Genomic DNA, 18,573 nt, shown 5'->3' with positions numbered 1-18,573 from the left:
TCATCACCTCAGCAATCATTCTGAACAGATTGAGGGTTTTATATACATACCTTGAAAAAAATTTTTAATGCTTATTTTTCGACAAAGCTTTCCGCTTTATGCATGAAAGATCAAAATAATTCTAAGGAGAAAAATAATGAAGTGGATCATACGAATTTTGCCCCTCTTATATATGGGTCTGATCTGGTTTTTATCGAGCATGCCGGCTGATGCTGTCGTCGCCCTGCCTGATTCAAAGGTCGACAGCTTCCTGAAGGAATCCATGCATCTGATAGAGTTTGCCATCCTTTATATCCTTTTGGTGCTGGCCTTTTTAACAGGAGGCTCTTTTACTAAAAAGCTCAATATCATCCTCGCGGTCATTGCCGCCCTGTACGGCGTGACAGACGAAATTCATCAATCCTTCATCCCGGCACGGTCTTCTTCGCTGATCGATGTGGCCAAGGATTGGATTGGCGTGGCTGCTGCTTATTATTTTGTCTATCAGGCCAGGTTCGGCGGACGCTTCAAGCTGCTTGCCAGCTTTTTAAAAAGAATAGAGAATATAAAAAAATAGGACTGGGGTCAGACCCCGGTCCTATTTTTGTGCGGTTATTTTTGTCAATGCCTGATCGGCCGAGGCAATTTCGACGCCTTTATAATAGTATGTGACGATATCCTTGAAGGTTTTCCCTTCTGCTGCCATCCCGTTTGCTCCGTATTGGCTCATGCCGACACCGTGGCCGAAACCTTTCGTGATAATGACAATATTATTGCCCTTGCGCTCCCATGTGAAGTCGGTGGACCTCAGCCCGAGATCTGTGCGTATCGTCGTGCCTTCCAGAATCTTGCCGTTAATATCCACCTTGCCGACCCTCTTACCGGCCGTTCTTTCAATAACGGTCCCGATCGTATTGTCAGCAGGCAGCTTTACGCCAAGCTTTGCTTCAAATTCTGCCACTGTAATCTCTTTTTGCGCCTGGTACTTAGGCGTACCCACATCCCATGGGCTTTCCACACTTTTTAAATATGGCATGGCATTGGACCACACTTCTTCCGAGCTTTCGGTATACCCGTTTGCCGTGGAGAAGAATTGGGCTTCAATCGGTTTGCCTTCATATGTCAGGATCTGTCCGCTCGTTTCATTCACGGCCTCTCTGATATTTTTAATCTTCCAGCTGTAATTTTCCTTCCAGAGCTTTTTCAGCTCAGCTTCATTCTTATAGACCTGATGGTTCTCCGTATCGGTTACGATGGCTCCATCCGGCAGCCCGTCTGTCACCTTGCCCATCATTTGCCTGACAATATAGGTCCTGGCTGTCAGTGCCTGTGCCTTCAGTGCTTCTTTTTCAAAGTCGGCAGGCATTTCTGAGGCGACTACCCCGACTACATATTCCTCAAGAGGAAGCGTTTCTACTTTTTTGGCCATTGTGCGGTATACAGACACGTCGATTGCCGGTCCGGCAGGCTTCGCCGCTGCCGGCGGCTCTTCCTGCTGCTGAAGCTCTTCGCCCAGCTTGCCGCTGACTTTCGCATCCTTAAATGGGAGGACGAGCAATGTCGGAATCATCAGGGTTGTTACGAGCAGTAGGGCGGATAGTAGTAGGATCGGTTTAAATTTAATCATGAATTATGCCTCCATATCGAATGATTGTCAAATAACCAAATGGCCATCTCCATTCATTCATATGGTTCGGGACAAGCTTTTATGACAAGAATCATCAGATGGGAGAAGGGTTTTGCATTGAGACCAGGATGATATTAAGAATAGGTTACATTCAGCATAAACAGTCGTAAAAACAGCTTTTCCGCATAAAATCAAAAAACCGCAGAACCTTATCGTCGGATATCAGACAACAAGGTTCTACGGTTTTATTGAACATCATCCGGAATGCTATTAAGCATTCATATCGGATACGTAAGTTTCTTCAGTAATTGTTTCTTCCACTTCTGTGATGCGTTCGATGTCAGCGCCAAGTGCTGCCAGTTTGTTGTGGAAGCCGACATAGCCGCGGTCAAGGTGCTTAAGCTCTGTTACACGGGTAACGCCGTCAGCGACCAGGCCAGTCAGGATCAGGGCTGCTGCTGCGCGAAGATCGGTTGCTGCAACTTCTGCTCCCTGCAGATTGGATGGTCCATTCATGACAACGGAACGGCCTTCAATCTTTACTTCTGCATTCATCCTGCGGAATTCCTCTACATGCATGAAGCGGTTTTCGAATACCGTTTCAGTGATCATGCTGGTTCCTTTTGCACGAAGCAAGAGGGCCATCATCTGGGACTGCATGTCAGTCGGGAAGCCAGGGTGAGGCATGGTCTTGATATCAACAGCCTTCAGCTTATCAGGGCCGATGACACGGACTCCTTCGCCTTCCTCGATGAAAGTGACACCCATTTCCTCCATTTTGGCAATCAGGGATGTCATGTGTTCCGGAACTGCATTCTGTACCAGCACGTCTCCGCCTGTGATAGCAGCTGCTACCATGAAGGTTCCTGCCTCGATGCGGTCAGGGATGATGTTATGGACTGCTCCGAAAAGCATGTCTACGCCTTCGATTTTGATCGTTCCTGTGCCTGCGCCTTTTACTTTTGCCCCCATTTTATTGAGGAAGTTAGCGAGGTCGACAATCTCAGGCTCTTTTGCAACGTTCTCGATGATGGTTGTGCCCTTTGCAAGGGTTGCAGCCATCATGATATTTTCAGTTGCCCCGACACTCGGGAAGTCCAGATATATTTTTGCTCCCTGCAGGCGGTCTTCTACTTCCGCTTCAATGAAGCCATTTCCTACTTTTACCTTAGCACCCATGGCTTCAAAGCCTTTAAGGTGCTGGTCGATCGGACGTGATCCGATGGCACAGCCTCCTGGCAGTGCGACACGGGCACGGCCATTGCGCGCGAGCAATGATCCCATTACGAGTACAGATGCGCGCATTTTGCGAACATATTCAAACGGTGCCTCAACCTTAAGCTCTCTTGATGCATCCACGATGACTTCGTTATTTTTAAACTCCACTTCGGCGTTTAAATAGCGTAACACTTCATTGATGGTATATACATCGGAGAGAGTCGGCACATCACGAATTACGCTTTTTCCATCACTTGCTAACAGTGTAGCGGCGATAACAGGCAAGACAGCATTTTTTGCTCCTTCTACTTTAACAGTACCGCTTAGCCTTTTTCCGCCGCGGACGATGATTTTTTCCAAAGTGTATTCCCCTCCGCGTCCAATTTCTCTATATTAATATTCAATCGTAATGATTGGTGTTCCAACTACAAGGGTAGTCTTTCCGCCCAATCCTTGAGTTCTTAATCCAATTTGTAAATTCATCTCATCATTGTTGCTTTCAATCGACCCGGCAAACATTGGAGAATACGCCGATGCTGATATAAAAGAACTTTCTTTTAATGACTCAATTTCCTTTGCATCAAAAGCTTTCATCAATTCATTTACATTATCAGGCAAAGTCTTTTTCATCTTATCACCGAACTCGCCTTTAATACAAGAGAAAATTGTGGCATTTCCACGAAATATGTCGGAGAGCTTATCGGAAAGTTCCTCTTTTAGGAAGGTCTCCGTTCCCTTCCCCCAGCCATGGCCTGTGGCCTCATAAATTAAATACGTATGAGCCTTGCCATTTGTGAGGGTCGATAGGATTTTTATGCTCTCTTTTTTATTTCCGTCTGCCTGGAAAACCGCTGAATACTCGGCCTTATCCTTGCTGGAGCTTGATGTCCACTCCCATTCCGGATAATCTGCCTTCATTTTCCCGGCAAGCGTTTCGGCGTCCCGAAGATTTTCGACATTTTCCATATTTTTTCTTGCATGGATCGTCCAGTCTTGAATCAAAATATCTTTGTTTTGAAGAACCGCGGCCATAGTCAATAGGTCATGCTTTCCGATAGCTACAGTCGTCTTATTCCCAAGGTTTATAGTGACAAAACCAATAATAGCGATAATTGCAAAATAAAGTGTGTACTTTTTCAACATGTATCTCACTCCCCTTATTACCATTGTTGCCAAGCTGGGGGAGAGCATACCAGGGAAAAGTCGTCACTTTTTGACAAATACAGAAGCCGGAAAGCTCACATTATGTTTATACGTGACTTTTTTCACAAAAGTGCGCATATGTATTTGCAGCAAGAAAGCTGCTGACATACAAAAAAGATTTTACTAAGATTCCTGCTGGAATGGAACATGCATGAAGACCTATATTTCACATTTTTCTGCTGCCAAAACCTGCTTTTTATTGAAGAATGAGCGGCAGCTGCTGAGACCATAGCAGATAGTCGAGAAAAAAATTGCTGACAATCGATCCAATGACGATGGAAAGCATGACGAACAGCACTCTTGCCTGGAACACATGGTGGGCTCTCAGAAACTTTTCATAGTTGACTGACTGCAGTGCCCACCAGGCAATCGCGATGAAAAACAAGTGTGAGATGATGCTTAGTAATGCCTGCTGGCCGAAGCCTGAAATCATTTGGCAATCCCCCTAGAACTTTTCAGTACTTAGATTGTAGCACCAATTGCCATGCAAATAAATCGGCTGGCGCACATTGCTTCCCGAAATGCAGGCGAAGCGGATGCCTCCTTTCATTTGACGTAAGCTCCCCTGCAAAGGTTTCACACTTTTATAGAAAAAATAAAAAGGAGGCTGGCGCTTTTCACCAGCCTCCTTTTCTTCTCATTGAAGAAAATCAGCAAATTGATTGAAGTTGCTTTGCAGAAAATCAATGGCCAGATTCGGCAGGATCCCAAACACAATGACCGCACAGGCGCAGAAGCCGATGACAATGGATACAGAAGCAGGCTGGGCCGGTTTCTCCCGATCAGCTGCTGGCCTGAAGAACATCTGCGTAAGGATTCCAAAATAATAATAGTAAGAGACAACCGTTGCGGCAACCATGATCGACACGAGCACATAGTGAGCCGGCTCTGTCATAAGGGCGCCTGTGATGATATTGAGCTTCCCGATAAAACCTGCGGTCCCCGGGATGCCTGCTAAAGAGAGGATGAATATCCCCATCGCAGCAGCAAGCAAAGGCGACCTTTTATACAGGCCGGAAAAAATGCTGATGTCTTCTGATCCTGCTTTTTCAGAAACAGCCTGGATGACCGCAAAAGCCCCGAGGCTCATCAGCAGATACGCACCCAGATAGAACCACAGCGAGTCGAACATAAATACCGATGCAGCCGAGATCGCAACAAATATATAGCCGGCATGGGCAATGCTTGAGTAGGCAAACAGCCGCTTGATATTCCGCTGCCTCAGGGCAATCACATTTCCAACGATCATCGTGGCCCCTGCCAGGAAGGCCATATAATCCTGGACCTTGATGATGAGCGGCAGCGAGCCCGGCCCTTCAGACGGTGCTGATAAGGCTATGACGAGCACCACACGTGCGATCAGTACAAATCCTGCTGTTTTTGAAACCACACTCAGGAAAGCAGTGACCGGAAGCGGTGATCCCTGATACACGTCCGGTGCCCACATATGAAAAGGCACAGACGCTATCTTGAAAGCGAGCCCAGTCAAAATCATGAAAAAGGCCAGGCCAACAAGGTACAGATACTGTGATTCCGTGATGGATGAGAGTGCCACTCCGATTTCCTTCAGATTAGTCGTGCCGGCAATTCCGTACAAATAGCTCATCCCAAACAGAGTGATTGCAGTGGAAATCCCACCATTGATGACATACTTCATGGCTGATTCATTGGACTGCAGATTCCTTTTCTGCATGCCGGCCAGAATATAGGAAGAAATCGACAGCAGCTCAAGCCCTGTGAAAAGGGTGATCAGGTCACCGCTTGAAGACATCATCATCGCACCAAGAAGCGCCGTCAGAAAGAGATAGTAAAACTCTCCCCTGTATTCCTCCAGTCCCTCTTTCCCTCTATATCCGAGAGCGAGCAGCATTACAAAAGCGGAGCCGATCAGGAGCAGCAGCTTGAATGCCTTGGCAAACGAATCGAGGCGGAAGGTGTCAGAAAGGATTGATTCCGTCCCGCTTCCCAGCAGAGCAAGAAGGGAAGCCAGTGCACCAAGGATGCCGGCTAAGGCAAGCCAGCCAAGGATCTGCCTGCTTTTCTTAGAGGGCATGAACAGATCAATCAGGGTTAGGATGGCTGTGCTGCCAAGGATGATGAATTCCGGTGTCATCAAGAGCCAATTATATGAAAGCAATGTTTCCAGGTCCATCGTTCATCACCCTCCCATTCCTGGCAAAATCGTTTCCAGCACCGGCTGGAGCGGTGCGCTGATGGCGAGCGGATACACGCCGATCAGGACAATGGCCCCAATCAGGAGCACCGCCGGCATCATTTCCAACGCTTTTAGGTCCGTAACATTCCCATAGTCGGACCTCGCTTCCCCGAACGTCACTCCAAGGACAGCCCTCAGAAGATAGACAGCTGTCAGAATGATGCCCAGTGCGGCAACAGCAGCTACCGCTGGCCGGTTTTCAAAGAGGCCGAGAAAGGCCATGAATTCACTGATAAATCCAGACATGCCGGGCATGCCGAGCGAAGCCATCGCACCGGCGAGCAGGAAGCCGGCCGCAAGCGGCATCTGCCGGGAAAGCCCGCCAAGCTTCTTGATGGAAGAGGTCCCGACCCGCTCATATAAAGCACCGACAAGATAGAACAAAAGCGCAGAAATAAGTCCGTGAGACACTACTTGAAAAATGGCCCCCTGTACGCCCGCTTCATTTAATGCGCCTAATCCGATTAAGACGATCCCCATATGGGAAATGGAAGAATAGGCAAGCACTTTCCTGAAATCATCCTGGATGAAAGCAAGGAATGCCCCATACAGGAGATTGACTGCACCCAGTATGCTAATCAGCAGGCCGAGCTGCTGGAATTGCTCCGGAAAAAATCCGAGGCCAAAGCGGATGAGGCCGAATGCCCCGATTTTCAAGAGGATGCCGGCATGCAGCATCACAACCGAGGCCGGCGCCTCAGCATGGACACGGACCATCCAGCTGTGAAGCGGAAAAATCGGCAGCTTGACGCCAAATGCAATCAGGAGGGCAATGAACAGCCCCAGCTTCAGCTCCTCAGAGAAAGGCGAAATGGCCTGTGCTCCTCCCTGCATGATGATTTGAAGCTCTTCCATATTGGCCGTTCCGGTTCTGGCAAATAAAACAATGAACACAATCAGCAGGATGGCTGAGCCTAGGCCATTGTAGATCAGAAAGCTGAAGGCAGCTTTTTCTTTTTCAAACAATCCCCACTTTCCGATCAGAAAGAACATCGGGATGAGCGTTATCTCAAAAAACAGGAAGAATAAGAACAGATTTTCTGCGGCGAAAACGCCAAGCATCCCCGTTTCCAGCAGAAGGAAAAGCATAAAATAACCTTTCCATTCTTTAGTGATCCGGAACGATGCAGCCGCAGCAAGCAAAGCAAGGAAGCTGGTGAGCAGGATCATGATCATTGAGAAACCATCGGCCCCGAGTTCATAGCTGATTTTAAAATAATCGCCAACGAGATCAGGATGGCCAAACTGGATCCAGTCTGCCCTTTCATCCATCTCTTCGAGCCCTGCTCCTGAATGGTATATAAAATAGGCAGCGAGGGCGAGTATGGCAGCCGGCAATGCTGCGGCCAAGCCTATCCACTTTATCGCCCTTTCTTTGGCTTTTGGCACAAATAGGAGCACAAGCAGCCCTGCTAACGGGGAGAATACCAGCACAGATAGATAATAAGGAAATGTCATTTAAAGAACCCCCCTGTCAAAGCAAATACAGCTGTCAGGATGGCAAGGCCAATAAAGGCGGCCGCCCCATATGTCTGTACCTGTCCATCCTGGAGCCTGGAGCCTGCTTTTCCAAGGCTCTGCACCGCAGAACCGATTCCCTTTACGGCTCCTTCTACAATGAAAGCTTCAATATAATGAAGGAAAAGACTGAACACCTTCATTCCCTGTACAATGCTGAGCCGGTAAAATTCGTCCACATAAAATTTGTTCAGCAGGATGCTGTGGGCAGAAGGCATATAGCTGCTGAGCCAGGTGCGCGATACCGTCCTCCTGCCGTACATCAGCCAGGCAAGAAGGATGCCGGCAAGTGAAACCGCAGTCGCTGCAATCATGATCCAGACAGGCGCCTCAATATGGCCATGCCCTAACAAATCATTGCCCTCTGCCAGCCAGTCGCCCAGGAAGGTACCGAACCAAGGGGTATTCACATAGCCTGCAATAATAGCCAGTACTCCCAGCACTAACATCGGGAAGGTCATCATACCCGGTGATTCATGAACACTATCTGTTTTTGTACGCGGTTCTCCGGCAAAAACCATGAAGAACAGCCTGAACATATAGAAAGCGGTAAAAAAGGCGGCAAGCAGTGCGAGCCAGAACAGGACCGTATTTCCGTGCACCCAGGCAGACGCCAGTATCTCATCTTTGCTGAAGAAGCCTGAAAAAAGCGGAACCCCGCTGATGGAAAGCGTCCCGATCAAAAATAGCGGACCAGTCAGCTTCATTTTTTTCCATAAGCCGCCCATTCTCTCGATATCCTGTGTATGGACTGCATGGATGACGCTCCCTGCCGCAAGGAAAAGAAGCGCTTTGAAAAAGGCATGTGTCATCAGGTGGAACACCCCGGCCGTGTAGCCGGCCGAGCCGAGGGCAAGCATCATATAGCCGAGCTGGCTGACTGTCGAATAAGCGAGCACCCTTTTAATATCCGTCTGGACAAGACCGATGAGGGCGGCAAATACCGCCGTCCCTCCCCCAATGGCTGCGACGGTGAATAATGCTGTTTCACTGGCTGCAAATAGAGGGAAAAGCGCAGCAACCAGATACACACCCGCTGCCACCATTGTTGCAGCGTGGATGAGTGCAGAAACCGGGGTCGGCCCCTCCATCGCATCGGGAAGCCATGTATGGAGCGGGAATTGTCCTGATTTTCCTACTGCTCCGATAAAGATAAGGATCGCTGTCAGCGTGATCATCCCTTCAGAGATGGCACCTTCCGCGACAGCAGCAAAAATCTCGTCGTACTCAAAGCTTCCTGTCTGCCAGAAAAGCAATATAAGTCCGATCAGGAGGCCGACATCGCCGATCCTTGTCATGATGAAGGCTTTCTTGGCAGCCTGCTTTGCTTCATTTTTGTAAAAATAGAAGCCGATCAGCAGAAAGGAGCCGAGACCAACAAGCTCCCAGAAAATATAGGTCTGCAGGAGGTTGGGCGAGAGGACCAGGCCAAGCATGGCAAAGGTGAAAAGCCCAAGGTACGCGTAAAAGATATGGAACCTCCCGTCCCCGTGCATATACCCTTTTGAATACATATGTACAAGAAAACTTACCAGAGACACAATGATCAGCATTAATGCGTTCAATTGATTGACTTCATACCCCGCTGTGATCTGCAGTCCGCCGATCTTGAGCCAGATTCCTTCCGCCTTGAAACTCGGGGAGGCAAATCTGTCAATCAGGACGAACAGGGATAACACAAAGGAGGCAAGGCTTAAGATCATCCCGATATAGGCGCTCGCTTCCTTGAGCCTCCTGCCGAAAAGCAGGAGTATGACAAATGATAACAGCGGGAACAGCGGTATGATCCATGCACTTTCCATCAATATCACGATCCCCTTTTGCACACCGCAAGCCGGCGTGCTGGATGGAGGCCAGCAGCAGGCAGCAGTATCATTTTTTCTGCCGGGCACAGCCTCTTTCTATCTGCTTGTTCCGATCCAGCGGACATCCGCTGATTTTTCCTAAGAGCTAATGTTTCATCGTACCCATTTCATCGATGTTGACCGTCCTGCGGCTGCGGTAAAGAGAAATGAGGATGGCGAGGCCTACCGCCGCTTCCGCTGCAGCAACAGCTATGGCAAATAAGGCGAATACCTGTCCTGTGATTGACGGGACCATCCCATATTTGCTGAACGCGACAAGATTGATATTGACCGCATTCAGCATCAGCTCAATGGAAATGAGGACGATGACGGTATTCCGTTTCGTAAGGGCCCCGTATAGTCCGATGCAAAATAAGATGAGTGCCAGCGCGAGATAAGCTGAAACAGGTACACCTGTCATCTTCCATCCTCCTCCGTTTCCTCATCATCCTTCCTCGACAGGACAATGGCCCCGACTAAAGCGACCAGGAGCACCACTGATGTCAGTTCAAACGGAATGACAAATTCGGAGAATAAGCTGATCCCGATTTGCTCTGTATTGTTTTCATGAAGCAGCACCTCCTGCTCTGGAAAATCCAGGTTGTAGATGCCGATATACACACTGAAGGCAAAGGCCAGGATCGCCAGAAATAATAGAATCCTGCGCAGTCGGCCGGCTTTCTGCCCGCTCTCGTCATGATGGCGGGTAAGCATGATGCCAAACAGCATAATGATCGTGATGGCACCCGAGTAGATCAGCACCTGGACAACGGCAATGAATTCAGCAGACAAAAGGATATAAATGCCCGCTATGCTGATAAAAGTAAAGACAAGCGCGACCACCATATGGACCACTTTTTCAAGGTTGATCAGCAGGATCCCCCCTGTCACTGCAGCGATGGCCAGCCCCAAAAAGGCAAGCAGCTCTCCTGAAAATGTCATGCTTTATTCACCTGCCGTATGTTTTCATCATTTTCATCAAGCCATTCAAGGTTTTTGAACAGCTCATCCCGGCTGTATTCTGCCAGCTCGAAGTTATTGGTCATGATGATTGCCTCGGTCGGGCATACCTCTGTACACAGGTCGCATAAAATGCAGATCTCGAAATTGATGTCATAGGTGTCAATGATTTTCCCTTTTTTTGCAGGGTCAGGATGCTTCTTGCCTGTCAGCTGGATGCAGTCTGTCGGGCAGATATTGGCGCACTGATTGCAGACGATGCATTTTTCCGGATAGAATTTTTGGATGCCCCTGAACCGATCCGGAAGCGGCAGCGGCTCTTTCGGATAATTATAGGTGACTTTTTTTCTTGCCAGATTACTAAGGGTATATTTGAGTCCCTTTGCCAGTCCCAGCATGCTTTTTCACCCTTTCTATCAGTCTGGAATATAAGCGGCATTCCCGGCATCTGCGCCGGGCTGCATGTTTAGAAGAATCTGATCAGCTCTTTAATGATCGCGGTCAGGAAGATATTTGCCAGGGCAGCCGGCAGCAGCACCTTCCAGCCGAACTCCATCAGCTGATCGGCGCGTATGCGGGGGAAGGTGACCCTGAACCAGATGAGCAGGAAGACAACCAGGCTGAACTTAAGTGCAAACCAGACTGCTCCGGGAATGAAGCCAAGGAATGGCAGCGGGAGCCAGCCTCCGAGAAACAGCACCGTGGTCAGGGAAGCCATTGCGAAAAAATACACATATTCCGCGAGCATGAAAAATGCCCATCGAAACCCTGAATATTCCACATGGAAGCCGGCAACAAGCTCCGATTCCGCTTCCGGGAGATCAAAAGGCGCCCGGTTCAGCTCTGCTACTGATGCGATGATGAAGATGATGAACGCCACCGGCTGCCAGATGATGAACCAGCCGCCCCGCTGAGCCTCGACTATTTCATTGAGATTCAGGCTCCCTGTCAGGAGTACGATACCGAGCACAGACATGACGAGGGGGATTTCATAGGAAATCATCTGTGCGGCCGCCCTCATGCCGCCGAGGAGCGCGTATTTATTATTGGATGCCCATCCCCCGGTCACAATCCCGATGGTCGTCAAACCGGAGATGGCAATATAGTAGAGCAGCCCGACGCCAATGTCGGCGAACTGGAATTTATCCGTGAACGGGATGACCGCCAGGACCATAAAGGCCGGCGTGAAGGCAATGACCGGTGCCAGGATGAACAGCGGCCGGTCGGCCAGCTTCGGGATGGTGTCCTCTTTTATCAGCAGCTTCAGCACGTCAGCCACTGTCTGCAGCAGGCCCCACCGCCCGCCGACCTGGTTCGGTCCCTGCCTGAGCTGCATAAAGCCCATTACTTTCCGTTCGGCCAGGATGGCATAGGTGACAAAACCTAGCACTACGAGCAAAAGGACCGCAGCGAGCGCGAAAAAGATGCCAAAGTTCAGAAGGCCAGGTTCTGAACGGAGCAGTTCATTGACCATCAGCCGTCCACCTCCCCTAGTACAATATCAATCGCTCCTAAAATAGCAATCAGATTTGCGATATTCTCCCCCTCCAGGAGCTTGGGAAGAATCTGCAGATTATAGAAGGATGGCCTTCTGAATTTCAGGCGGTACGGCTCTTTTTTCCCGTTGCTGGCAATATAGCAGCCGATCTCGCCGCGCGGAGATTCAATCCTTACGAAGGCTTCACCCTTCGGCGCTTTGATGATTTTCGGAACCTTTGCTATGAAGTCCCCAGCCTGAGGAAATTGCTCTGCGGCCTGCTCCAGTATTTTAAGAGACTCTTCTATTTCTTCTAGGCGGCAATGATAGCGGGCCCAGGCATCCCCGCCTTCCCGGACAGGCACATCGAATTGGAAGCGGTCATAGATGGAGTATGGTTCATCCTTGCGGAGATCCCATTTGACGCCTGTACACCTAAGATTGGCGCCGCTCAGCGAATAGCTGAGGGCTTCCTCTTTCGTGTAGGTGCCCACTCCTTTTACACGGTTCATGAAAATTTCATTTCCTGTGACAAGATCGTGATAGCCTTTCAGCTGCTCCCTCATGTAAGGGACAAATTCTTTGACCTTCTTGATCCAGCCTTCCGGGGCATCCCATTTAACGCCTCCGACACGCATATAGTTAAAGGTCAGCCTGGCACCGCACAGCTCGTTGAGCATATTGATGATCATTTCCCGTTCGCGGAAGGCATACAGGAACGGGCTTACCGCCCCGATATCGAGCAGATAGGTTCCCCACCATACGAGATGGCTTGCAATCCTGCCGAGCTCCATCGAGATCACGCGAAGGTATTCGGCCCGCTCCGGGATTTCGATGTTCATCATCGTTTCCACTGCATGGACAATCACATAGTTATTCGTCATGGCAGCAAGATAGTCCATCCTGTCTGTATAAGGGATGATTTGTGTATACTGAAGATTTTCTGCCAGCTTTTCTGTACCTCTGTGCAGGTAGCCGATGACAGGCTTCGCTTCTTTAATGATTTCTCCGTCTATTTTGAGGACGAGCCTGAAAACACCGTGTGTACTGGGGTGCTGCGGCCCGACATTCAGGAGCATTTCCTCTGTTCGCAGCATCGGCTACACCTCCACATCATAGGGTTCATAATCTTTTCGGAGCGGATGGCCGACCCATTCTTCCCCGAGCATGATCCGGTACAAGCCTGGATGACCCTTGAAGCTGATGCCGAGCAGGTCATATGCCTCGCACTCCGGCCAATTCGCCCCCGCCCATAAAGGAGCCAGCGATTCAATAGCAGGGTCTGAACGGTCTATCTTTGTTTTCAATGCCACCGTTTGGCGGTTTTTATAAGAATACAAATGTACATAGACCTCCATATGGGTTTCAAAGTCAGTACCGTGGAGCTCGGAAAGATAGTCAAAGCCCAGCTGCTCGTTATAGCGCAGGAACTCTGCAATCTTGAAATATGTATCCTGCCTTGCGACAAGAGTCGGAACATCCTTCGAAAGCCTATTAATATAGGAGTCTTCCAATACGTCCCCTCCGAGATGTTCTTCAATTACCTTATTGTACAGATCAAGGAAAGGCTGGTTTACGGAAGGCTTCTGTTCTGCTTCAGGCTCTGCGGCCGGCTTTGCGCCTGAAGCAGATCTTGCTTTGGCTGCTGCTGCGGCTTTCGCCTTAGCCGCGGCAATCGCTTTTGCTTTTTCATCATCAGCGCCGGCTCCTGAAGCTTTCGCGGCAGCAGCGGCTTTTGCTTTGGCAGCTGCTGCTGCCTTTGCCTTAGCGGCTGCAATAGCTTTTGCCTTTTCGTCATCTGTACCAGACTCACCGGCTTGCTTTGCCATAGCTGCCGCTTTTGCCTTTGCCGCGGCGGCTGCCTTGGCTTTTGCAGCGGCTGCGGCTTTTTTCTTGGCAAGATCCTCGTCCCCTGCTGCTTCCCCTCCTGATTCCTGTTCCTTTGCTTTCATTTTGGCGAGGGCTGCGGCCTTTGCTTTGGCTGCTGCGGCGGCTTTCTTTTTCGCTAGGTCATCTTCTGCTAACTCTGCAGGGATGCCCTCTGCCTTGGCTGCCAGTTCTTTTGCTTTCATTTTTGCAAGGGCTGCGGCCTTTGCTTTGGCTGATGCGGCGGCTTTCTTTTTGGCAAGGTCATCTTCCGGCTCATCTGGAGCAGAGGCCTCTGTCTGAGCTTCCTGTTCCTTGGCTTTCTTTTTAGCAAGGGCTGCGGCCTTCGCTTTGGCTGCTGCGGCTGCCTTTTTCTTCGCCAGATCATCTTCTTGAGGTTCTTCTGGAGTTGGGGTCTCTGTCCCGGCTTCCTGTTCCTTGGCTTTTCTTTTCGCTAAAGCTGCGGCTTTTGCCTCGGCTGCTGCGGCGGCTTTTTTCTTTGCCAGGTCTTCCTCTTGATCTGAAGCTTCTTTTAGTTCAGCCTGTTCAGCTGCCCGCTTTTCTTCAAGCCGCTTTTTGGCGATTGCTTTGGCCTTTTCTGCTGCCTCTTTCTTCAGCTGCTCTTTATCCTTTTCATCGCCCATAAGCCTAGATCACCCGCTTCCCGGTCTTTGCTTCATATCGGATTTTTTCCTTCAGCTTGTTGATTCCGTAAATCAGGGCTGCCGGATTTGGTGGACAGCCCGGTATGTATACATCCACCGGAACAATCTGGTCAACGCCTTTTACAACTGAATAGGACTTTACATATGGCCCTCCTGCAGTTGCACATGAACCCATGGCAATGACCCATTTAGGTTCAGGCATCTGATCATACAGGCGGCGGACAATCGGAGCCATCTTCTTTGTGACGGTACCGGATACGATCATGACGTCCGATTGGCGCGGCGAGGTACGGAAAAATGAGCCGAACCGGTCCAGGTCATAGTGGGAGGAACCTACCCCCATCATTTCAATTGCACAGCAGGCGAGCCCGAAGGTCATAGGCCATAATGAGTTGCTTCTGGCCCAGGCTTTGATTTGTTCAAGGGTGGCCATAAATACGTTCCTCTGCAGTTCCTGCATTTCTTCTGGTGTGATATTCTCAAGCTTTAAGTCCATTTGAGCACCTTCTTCTTCCATGCGTAGATTAGTCCGATGACCAGCATGATGGTAAAAATGAGCATTTCAATCAGGGCAAATATTCCGAGTTTTTCATAGGCGACGGCCCAGGGGTATAAAAATACGGTTTCAACATCGAAGATGACAAACATGAGGGCAAAAATATAATAGCGGACATTGAACTGCACCCTTGAATCATGGAATGGTTCAATTCCGCTTTCATATGTGGTGTACTTTGCTTCTGACGGCTTGCTGGGGCGAAGGAGCTTTCCCATGAATAATGCGACCACTGGAAGCAGGACACCTAGACATAGAAATACGAAGACAATCAGATAGTTATTTTGGTATAAGTTCAGCAAATCCATGTCTTTTCCTCCCGAAACATATGAATTTTCAAAACTTTTAGAAATGTAATCGTTATCATTATAGCATCGTTGGTTTTTACTGTCGATAAAGCTTATGTATTATTTGGAAATATTAAGGTCCTTGTACATTTTACGCAGAATCGTTGGAGTTATGACCTAAGTTTTTGTGATATAAGGAACTGGGGGTTAGTAAGATAGCATATTCGGTTGAAGGATGGGGTTCTGATGATAATGGGGCTGTTGATTTCCGTTACAGGCACTTCGTTTTCCGCGGGGCGAAGTTGAGCCTCCTCGCGCTTGCGCGCTGCGGGGTCTCAACATTTTCGCTTCAATCCCGCAGGAGTCTGCGTGCCTTCCACTGCAATCAACAGGTTTTTTAAAATTTTGATGGATTTATGAAAAGATCACTGAGGAGCTAAAACTATTTACTTAAAAAACTCCGACAGGCACTTAAGATAAGGTATAAACAATTTATGTCCTTGGCTTTCTATTGGTATGGGGCTGTTGATTTCCGTTACAGGCACTTCGCTTTCCGTGGGGCGGCGCTGAGCCTCCTCACGCTTGCGCGTTGCGGGGTCTCAGCCCTGCCGCTATCTCCCACAGGAGTCTGCGTGCCTTCCACTGCAATCAACAGGTTTTTTTAATTTTAATGGATTTATGAAAAGATCACTGAGGAGCTAAAACTATTTACTTAAAAAATTCCGACAGGCACTTAAGATAAGGTATAAACAATTTATCTCCTTGGTTTTCTATTGGTATGGGGCTGCTGATTTCCGTTGCAGGCACTTCGCTTTCCGTGGGGCGGCGCTGAGCCTTCTCACGCTTGTGCGTTGCGGGGTCTCAGCTCTGCCGCTATCTCCCACAGGAGTCTTCGTGCCTTCCACTGGAATCAACAGGGTTTTTTATGATTTTTATGGATTCTTGACGAAAAAATAAACGGAGAAAATCCCTCTATTTTAAAAAATTCTCTAAAAATAGCTAAAATAAAGAGAAATTCCGGCTATCGACTCAAAAAAACAGGTTAATGGGCAACTTCGCTCCTCTTAACTGCAATTTCTCCGCTTATTTTTAAGCTTGGTGTCGCTTACTCAAGTAAGGATAAGACTTCCTTTTTTTTCAAAACCATTCTTTCACTATCCTGCCGCAAAGAATAAGACTTCTTCATCCGATACCCATAAATGCAATTTACTCCTTGTTATCATTAAAAGCAACCAACAAAAAACCCCCGGCATTTACCGGAGGTTTTTAATTATATTCTTCTTTCAGCAACTGAAATACGGTTAACTGCCCTTTGGAGGGCTAGTTCGGCCCGTTTGGCGTCGATGTTGTCACGCTTTTGATCGGCGAGGCGCTGTTCGGCGCGCTGTTTGGCGCTTTTGGCACGCTCGATGTCAATTCCTTCTGATTGCTCAGCGGATTGCGCTAGGATCGTTACTTGATCCGGACGGACTTCGATGAAGCCGCCATTGACTGCCAAGAGTTCAGTATTTCCGCCATTCTTCAGGCGGACGGCTCCAATTTGCAGCGGTGCGACCATTGGAATATGTCCAGGCAGGATGCCAAGCTCGCCGCTTTGAGCTTTGGTGCTGACCATGTCCACATCTGATTCGTACACCGGGCCATCGGGAGTAACAACACTGACTTTGATCGTCTTCATTTTTTACCCTCCTGGTCCGAAATTAGACCTCTACGCCCATGCTTTTCGCATTTTCAAGCACGTCTTCGATCGTTCCGACAAGGCGGAAAGCATCTTCTGGAAGATGGTCGTATTTGCCTTCAAGAATTTCTTTGAAGCCTTTAACAGTTTCTTTAACCGGAACGTAAGAACCTTTCTGGCCAGTGAACTGCTCGGCAACGTGGAAGTTCTGTGATAGATAGAACTGGATACGGCGAGCACGGTGTACAACAAGCTTGTCTTCGTCAGAAAGCTCATCCATACCGAGGATCGCGATGATATCCTGAAGTTCTCTGTAACGCTGAAGCGTTGATTGAACCTGGCGCGCTACTGAGTAGTGCTCTTCTCCAACGATTTCCGGTGACAGGGCACGGGAAGTTGAAGCAAGAGGATCCACCGCAGGGTAGATACCCATCTCAGAAAGCTTACGCTCAAGGTTAGTCGTCGCATCCAAGTGAGCGAACGTTGTTGCAGGAGCTGGATCCGTATAGTCATCGGCTGGTACATAGATTGCCTGGATGGAAGTAACAGAACCTACGTTAGTAGATGTGATACGTTCCTGAAGGCGTCCCATTTCTGTTGCAAGAGTCGGCTGGTAACCTACCGCTGAAGGCATACGGCCTAACAGGGCGGAAACCTCAGAACCTGCCTGTGTGAAACGGAAGATGTTATCCATGAAGAAAAGAACGTCCTGTCCTTGGTCATCACGGAAGAATTCAGCCATTGTCAAACCTGTCAGGGCAACACGCATACGCGCTCCCGGCGGCTCGTTCATCTGGCCGAATACCATCGCCGTTTTCTTGATTACGCCTGAGTCGGTCATCTCGTGGTAAAGGTCATTACCTTCACGTGTACGCTCGCCGACACCGGCGAATACGGAGATACCGCCGTGCTCTTGGGCGATATTGTTGATCAATTCCTGGATCAGAACGGTTTTACCTACACCGGCACCACCAAATAGACCGATTTTACCACCTTTGATGTAAGGTGCAAGAAGGTCTACTACTTTAATTCCAGTTTCAAGGATTTCAACCTCAGTTGAAAGCTGCTCGAATTTAGGTGCTTCCCTGTGGATGGAGTCGCGACGGATGCCGGCTTGGAGTGCCGGATCAAGGTCGATTGTTTCACCAAGTACGTTGAATACACGTCCAAGAGTGATATCCCCAACTGGTACAGAGATAGGTGCACCAGTGTCAATAACTTCAGCACCACGGGTTAAGCCGTCAGTAGAAGCCATGGCAATAGTACGAACTGTATCATCACCTAAGTGAAGGGCAACTTCAAGGGTTAAGCTGATTGCAACTTCAGATTCGTTACGCGCAGGGACTGAGATTGTTAAAGCATTGTAGATTTGCGGAAGCTCGCCGCTGTCAAACTTTACGTCAACAACCGGACCCATGATTTGAAGAACGCGTCCTTTGTTCATCATTTTCCCTCCTAATATTTCAATTCAATAGAGGATTGC

Annotated in this window: 19 protein-coding genes; 2 read left to right on the top strand and 17 right to left on the bottom strand. The window is 48.9% G+C overall.

The annotated features are described in order from the left end of the window. Positions 1–136: 136 nt before the first annotated feature. Positions 137–556 (top strand): VanZ family protein, encoded by a 420-nt coding sequence (locus tag CYJ37_RS07985; RefSeq protein WP_094769168.1) that lies wholly within the window; start codon positions 137–139, stop codon positions 554–556. 21 nt (positions 557–577) lie between these two features. Here CYJ37_RS07985 and spoIID read toward each other — a convergent pair whose 3' ends face one another. The 7 genes from spoIID to nuoL form a co-directional block, all read right to left on the bottom strand. Beyond that, positions 578–1,606 carry a stage II sporulation protein D gene (gene spoIID, locus CYJ37_RS07980; RefSeq protein WP_101548917.1) on the bottom strand — a complete coding sequence of 343 codons (1,029 nt, stop codon included), beginning with the start codon at positions 1,604–1,606 and terminating at the stop codon, positions 578–580. A 270-nt stretch (positions 1,607–1,876) separates the two neighbouring features. Then, positions 1,877–3,184: a UDP-N-acetylglucosamine 1-carboxyvinyltransferase gene (gene murA / locus CYJ37_RS07975; protein WP_009792654.1), complete on the bottom strand. Its 1,308-nt coding sequence runs from the start codon at positions 3,182–3,184 to the stop codon at positions 1,877–1,879. 33 nt (positions 3,185–3,217) lie between these two features. Beyond that, positions 3,218–3,967 carry a YwmB family TATA-box binding protein gene (locus tag CYJ37_RS07970; RefSeq protein WP_009792653.1) on the bottom strand — a complete coding sequence of 250 codons (750 nt, stop codon included), beginning with the start codon at positions 3,965–3,967 and terminating at the stop codon, positions 3,218–3,220. Positions 3,968–4,223: 256 nt separating this feature from the next. Beyond that, complete coding sequence (locus CYJ37_RS07965; RefSeq protein ID WP_009792651.1) at positions 4,224–4,460, bottom strand: DUF1146 family protein; 237 nt, start codon at positions 4,458–4,460, stop codon at positions 4,224–4,226. Positions 4,461–4,664: 204 nt separating this feature from the next. Then, on the bottom strand, positions 4,665–6,179 hold the full coding sequence (gene nuoN, locus CYJ37_RS07960; protein ID WP_101548915.1) for an NADH-quinone oxidoreductase subunit NuoN: 1,515 nt from the start codon (positions 6,177–6,179) through the stop codon (positions 4,665–4,667). Between the two features lie 6 nt (positions 6,180–6,185). After that, positions 6,186–7,700: a complex I subunit 4 family protein gene (locus tag CYJ37_RS07955; protein WP_101548913.1), complete on the bottom strand. Its 1,515-nt coding sequence runs from the start codon at positions 7,698–7,700 to the stop codon at positions 6,186–6,188. Then, positions 7,697–9,562: an NADH-quinone oxidoreductase subunit L gene (nuoL, locus tag CYJ37_RS07950; RefSeq protein WP_253619158.1), complete on the bottom strand. Its 1,866-nt coding sequence runs from the start codon at positions 9,560–9,562 to the stop codon at positions 7,697–7,699. Before nuoL ends, CYJ37_RS07955 begins: the two co-directional genes overlap by 4 nt. Here nuoL and CYJ37_RS27085 point away from each other — a divergent pair. Continuing rightward, the gene (locus tag CYJ37_RS27085; RefSeq protein ID WP_170939557.1) at positions 9,543–9,707 is read left to right on the top strand and encodes a hypothetical protein; all 165 of its coding nucleotides are present in this window, start codon (positions 9,543–9,545) and stop codon (positions 9,705–9,707) included. The genes nuoL and CYJ37_RS27085 overlap by 20 nt on opposite strands. Positions 9,708–9,710: 3 nt before the next feature. Here the strand turns inward: CYJ37_RS27085 and nuoK are convergent, their stop codons facing one another. The 10 genes from nuoK to atpD form a co-directional block, all read right to left on the bottom strand. Beyond that, a complete protein-coding gene (nuoK, locus tag CYJ37_RS07945) occupies positions 9,711–10,025 on the bottom strand; it encodes an NADH-quinone oxidoreductase subunit NuoK (RefSeq protein ID WP_101548909.1) in 315 nt (104 codons plus the stop codon). Beyond that, complete coding sequence (locus tag CYJ37_RS07940) at positions 10,022–10,546, bottom strand: NADH-quinone oxidoreductase subunit J (protein WP_101548907.1); 525 nt, start codon at positions 10,544–10,546, stop codon at positions 10,022–10,024. Before CYJ37_RS07940 ends, nuoK begins: the two co-directional genes overlap by 4 nt. Beyond that, positions 10,543–10,962, bottom strand: a complete 420-nt coding sequence (gene nuoI, locus CYJ37_RS07935; RefSeq protein ID WP_009792644.1) for an NADH-quinone oxidoreductase subunit NuoI — start codon at positions 10,960–10,962, stop codon at positions 10,543–10,545. The genes CYJ37_RS07940 and nuoI overlap by 4 nt, the downstream gene beginning before the upstream one ends. Positions 10,963–11,030: 68 nt before the next feature. After that, entirely contained in the window at positions 11,031–12,038 is a 1,008-nt protein-coding gene (gene nuoH, locus CYJ37_RS07930) for an NADH-quinone oxidoreductase subunit NuoH (protein WP_009792643.1), read from the bottom strand. Continuing rightward, a complete protein-coding gene (locus CYJ37_RS07925; protein ID WP_101548905.1) occupies positions 12,038–13,138 on the bottom strand; it encodes an NADH-quinone oxidoreductase subunit D in 1,101 nt (366 codons plus the stop codon). Before CYJ37_RS07925 ends, nuoH begins: the two co-directional genes overlap by 1 nt. A gap of 3 nt (positions 13,139–13,141) precedes the next feature. Next, positions 13,142–14,551 carry an NADH-quinone oxidoreductase subunit C gene (locus tag CYJ37_RS07920; protein ID WP_101548903.1) on the bottom strand — a complete coding sequence of 470 codons (1,410 nt, stop codon included), beginning with the start codon at positions 14,549–14,551 and terminating at the stop codon, positions 13,142–13,144. Between the two features lie 4 nt (positions 14,552–14,555). After that, positions 14,556–15,068 (bottom strand): NuoB/complex I 20 kDa subunit family protein, encoded by a 513-nt coding sequence (locus CYJ37_RS07915; RefSeq protein ID WP_022544498.1) that lies wholly within the window; start codon positions 15,066–15,068, stop codon positions 14,556–14,558. Continuing rightward, entirely contained in the window at positions 15,059–15,433 is a 375-nt protein-coding gene (locus CYJ37_RS07910) for an NADH-quinone oxidoreductase subunit A (RefSeq protein WP_022544499.1), read from the bottom strand. Before CYJ37_RS07910 ends, CYJ37_RS07915 begins: the two co-directional genes overlap by 10 nt. A gap of 1,249 nt (positions 15,434–16,682) precedes the next feature. Further along, a complete protein-coding gene (locus tag CYJ37_RS07905) occupies positions 16,683–17,090 on the bottom strand; it encodes a F0F1 ATP synthase subunit epsilon (RefSeq protein ID WP_009792638.1) in 408 nt (135 codons plus the stop codon). A 22-nt stretch (positions 17,091–17,112) separates the two neighbouring features. Continuing rightward, on the bottom strand, positions 17,113–18,534 hold the full coding sequence (gene atpD, locus CYJ37_RS07900) for a F0F1 ATP synthase subunit beta (RefSeq protein WP_009792637.1): 1,422 nt from the start codon (positions 18,532–18,534) through the stop codon (positions 17,113–17,115). Positions 18,535–18,573: the final 39 nt, after the last annotated feature.

Source organism: Bacillus sp. UMB0728, from assembly GCF_002858875.1.
In the GTDB taxonomy this organism is placed as follows: Bacteria; Bacillota; Bacilli; order Bacillales; family Cytobacillaceae; genus Bacillus_AB; species Bacillus_AB infantis.
This window is presented reverse-complemented; position numbering and strand designations above follow the sequence as displayed.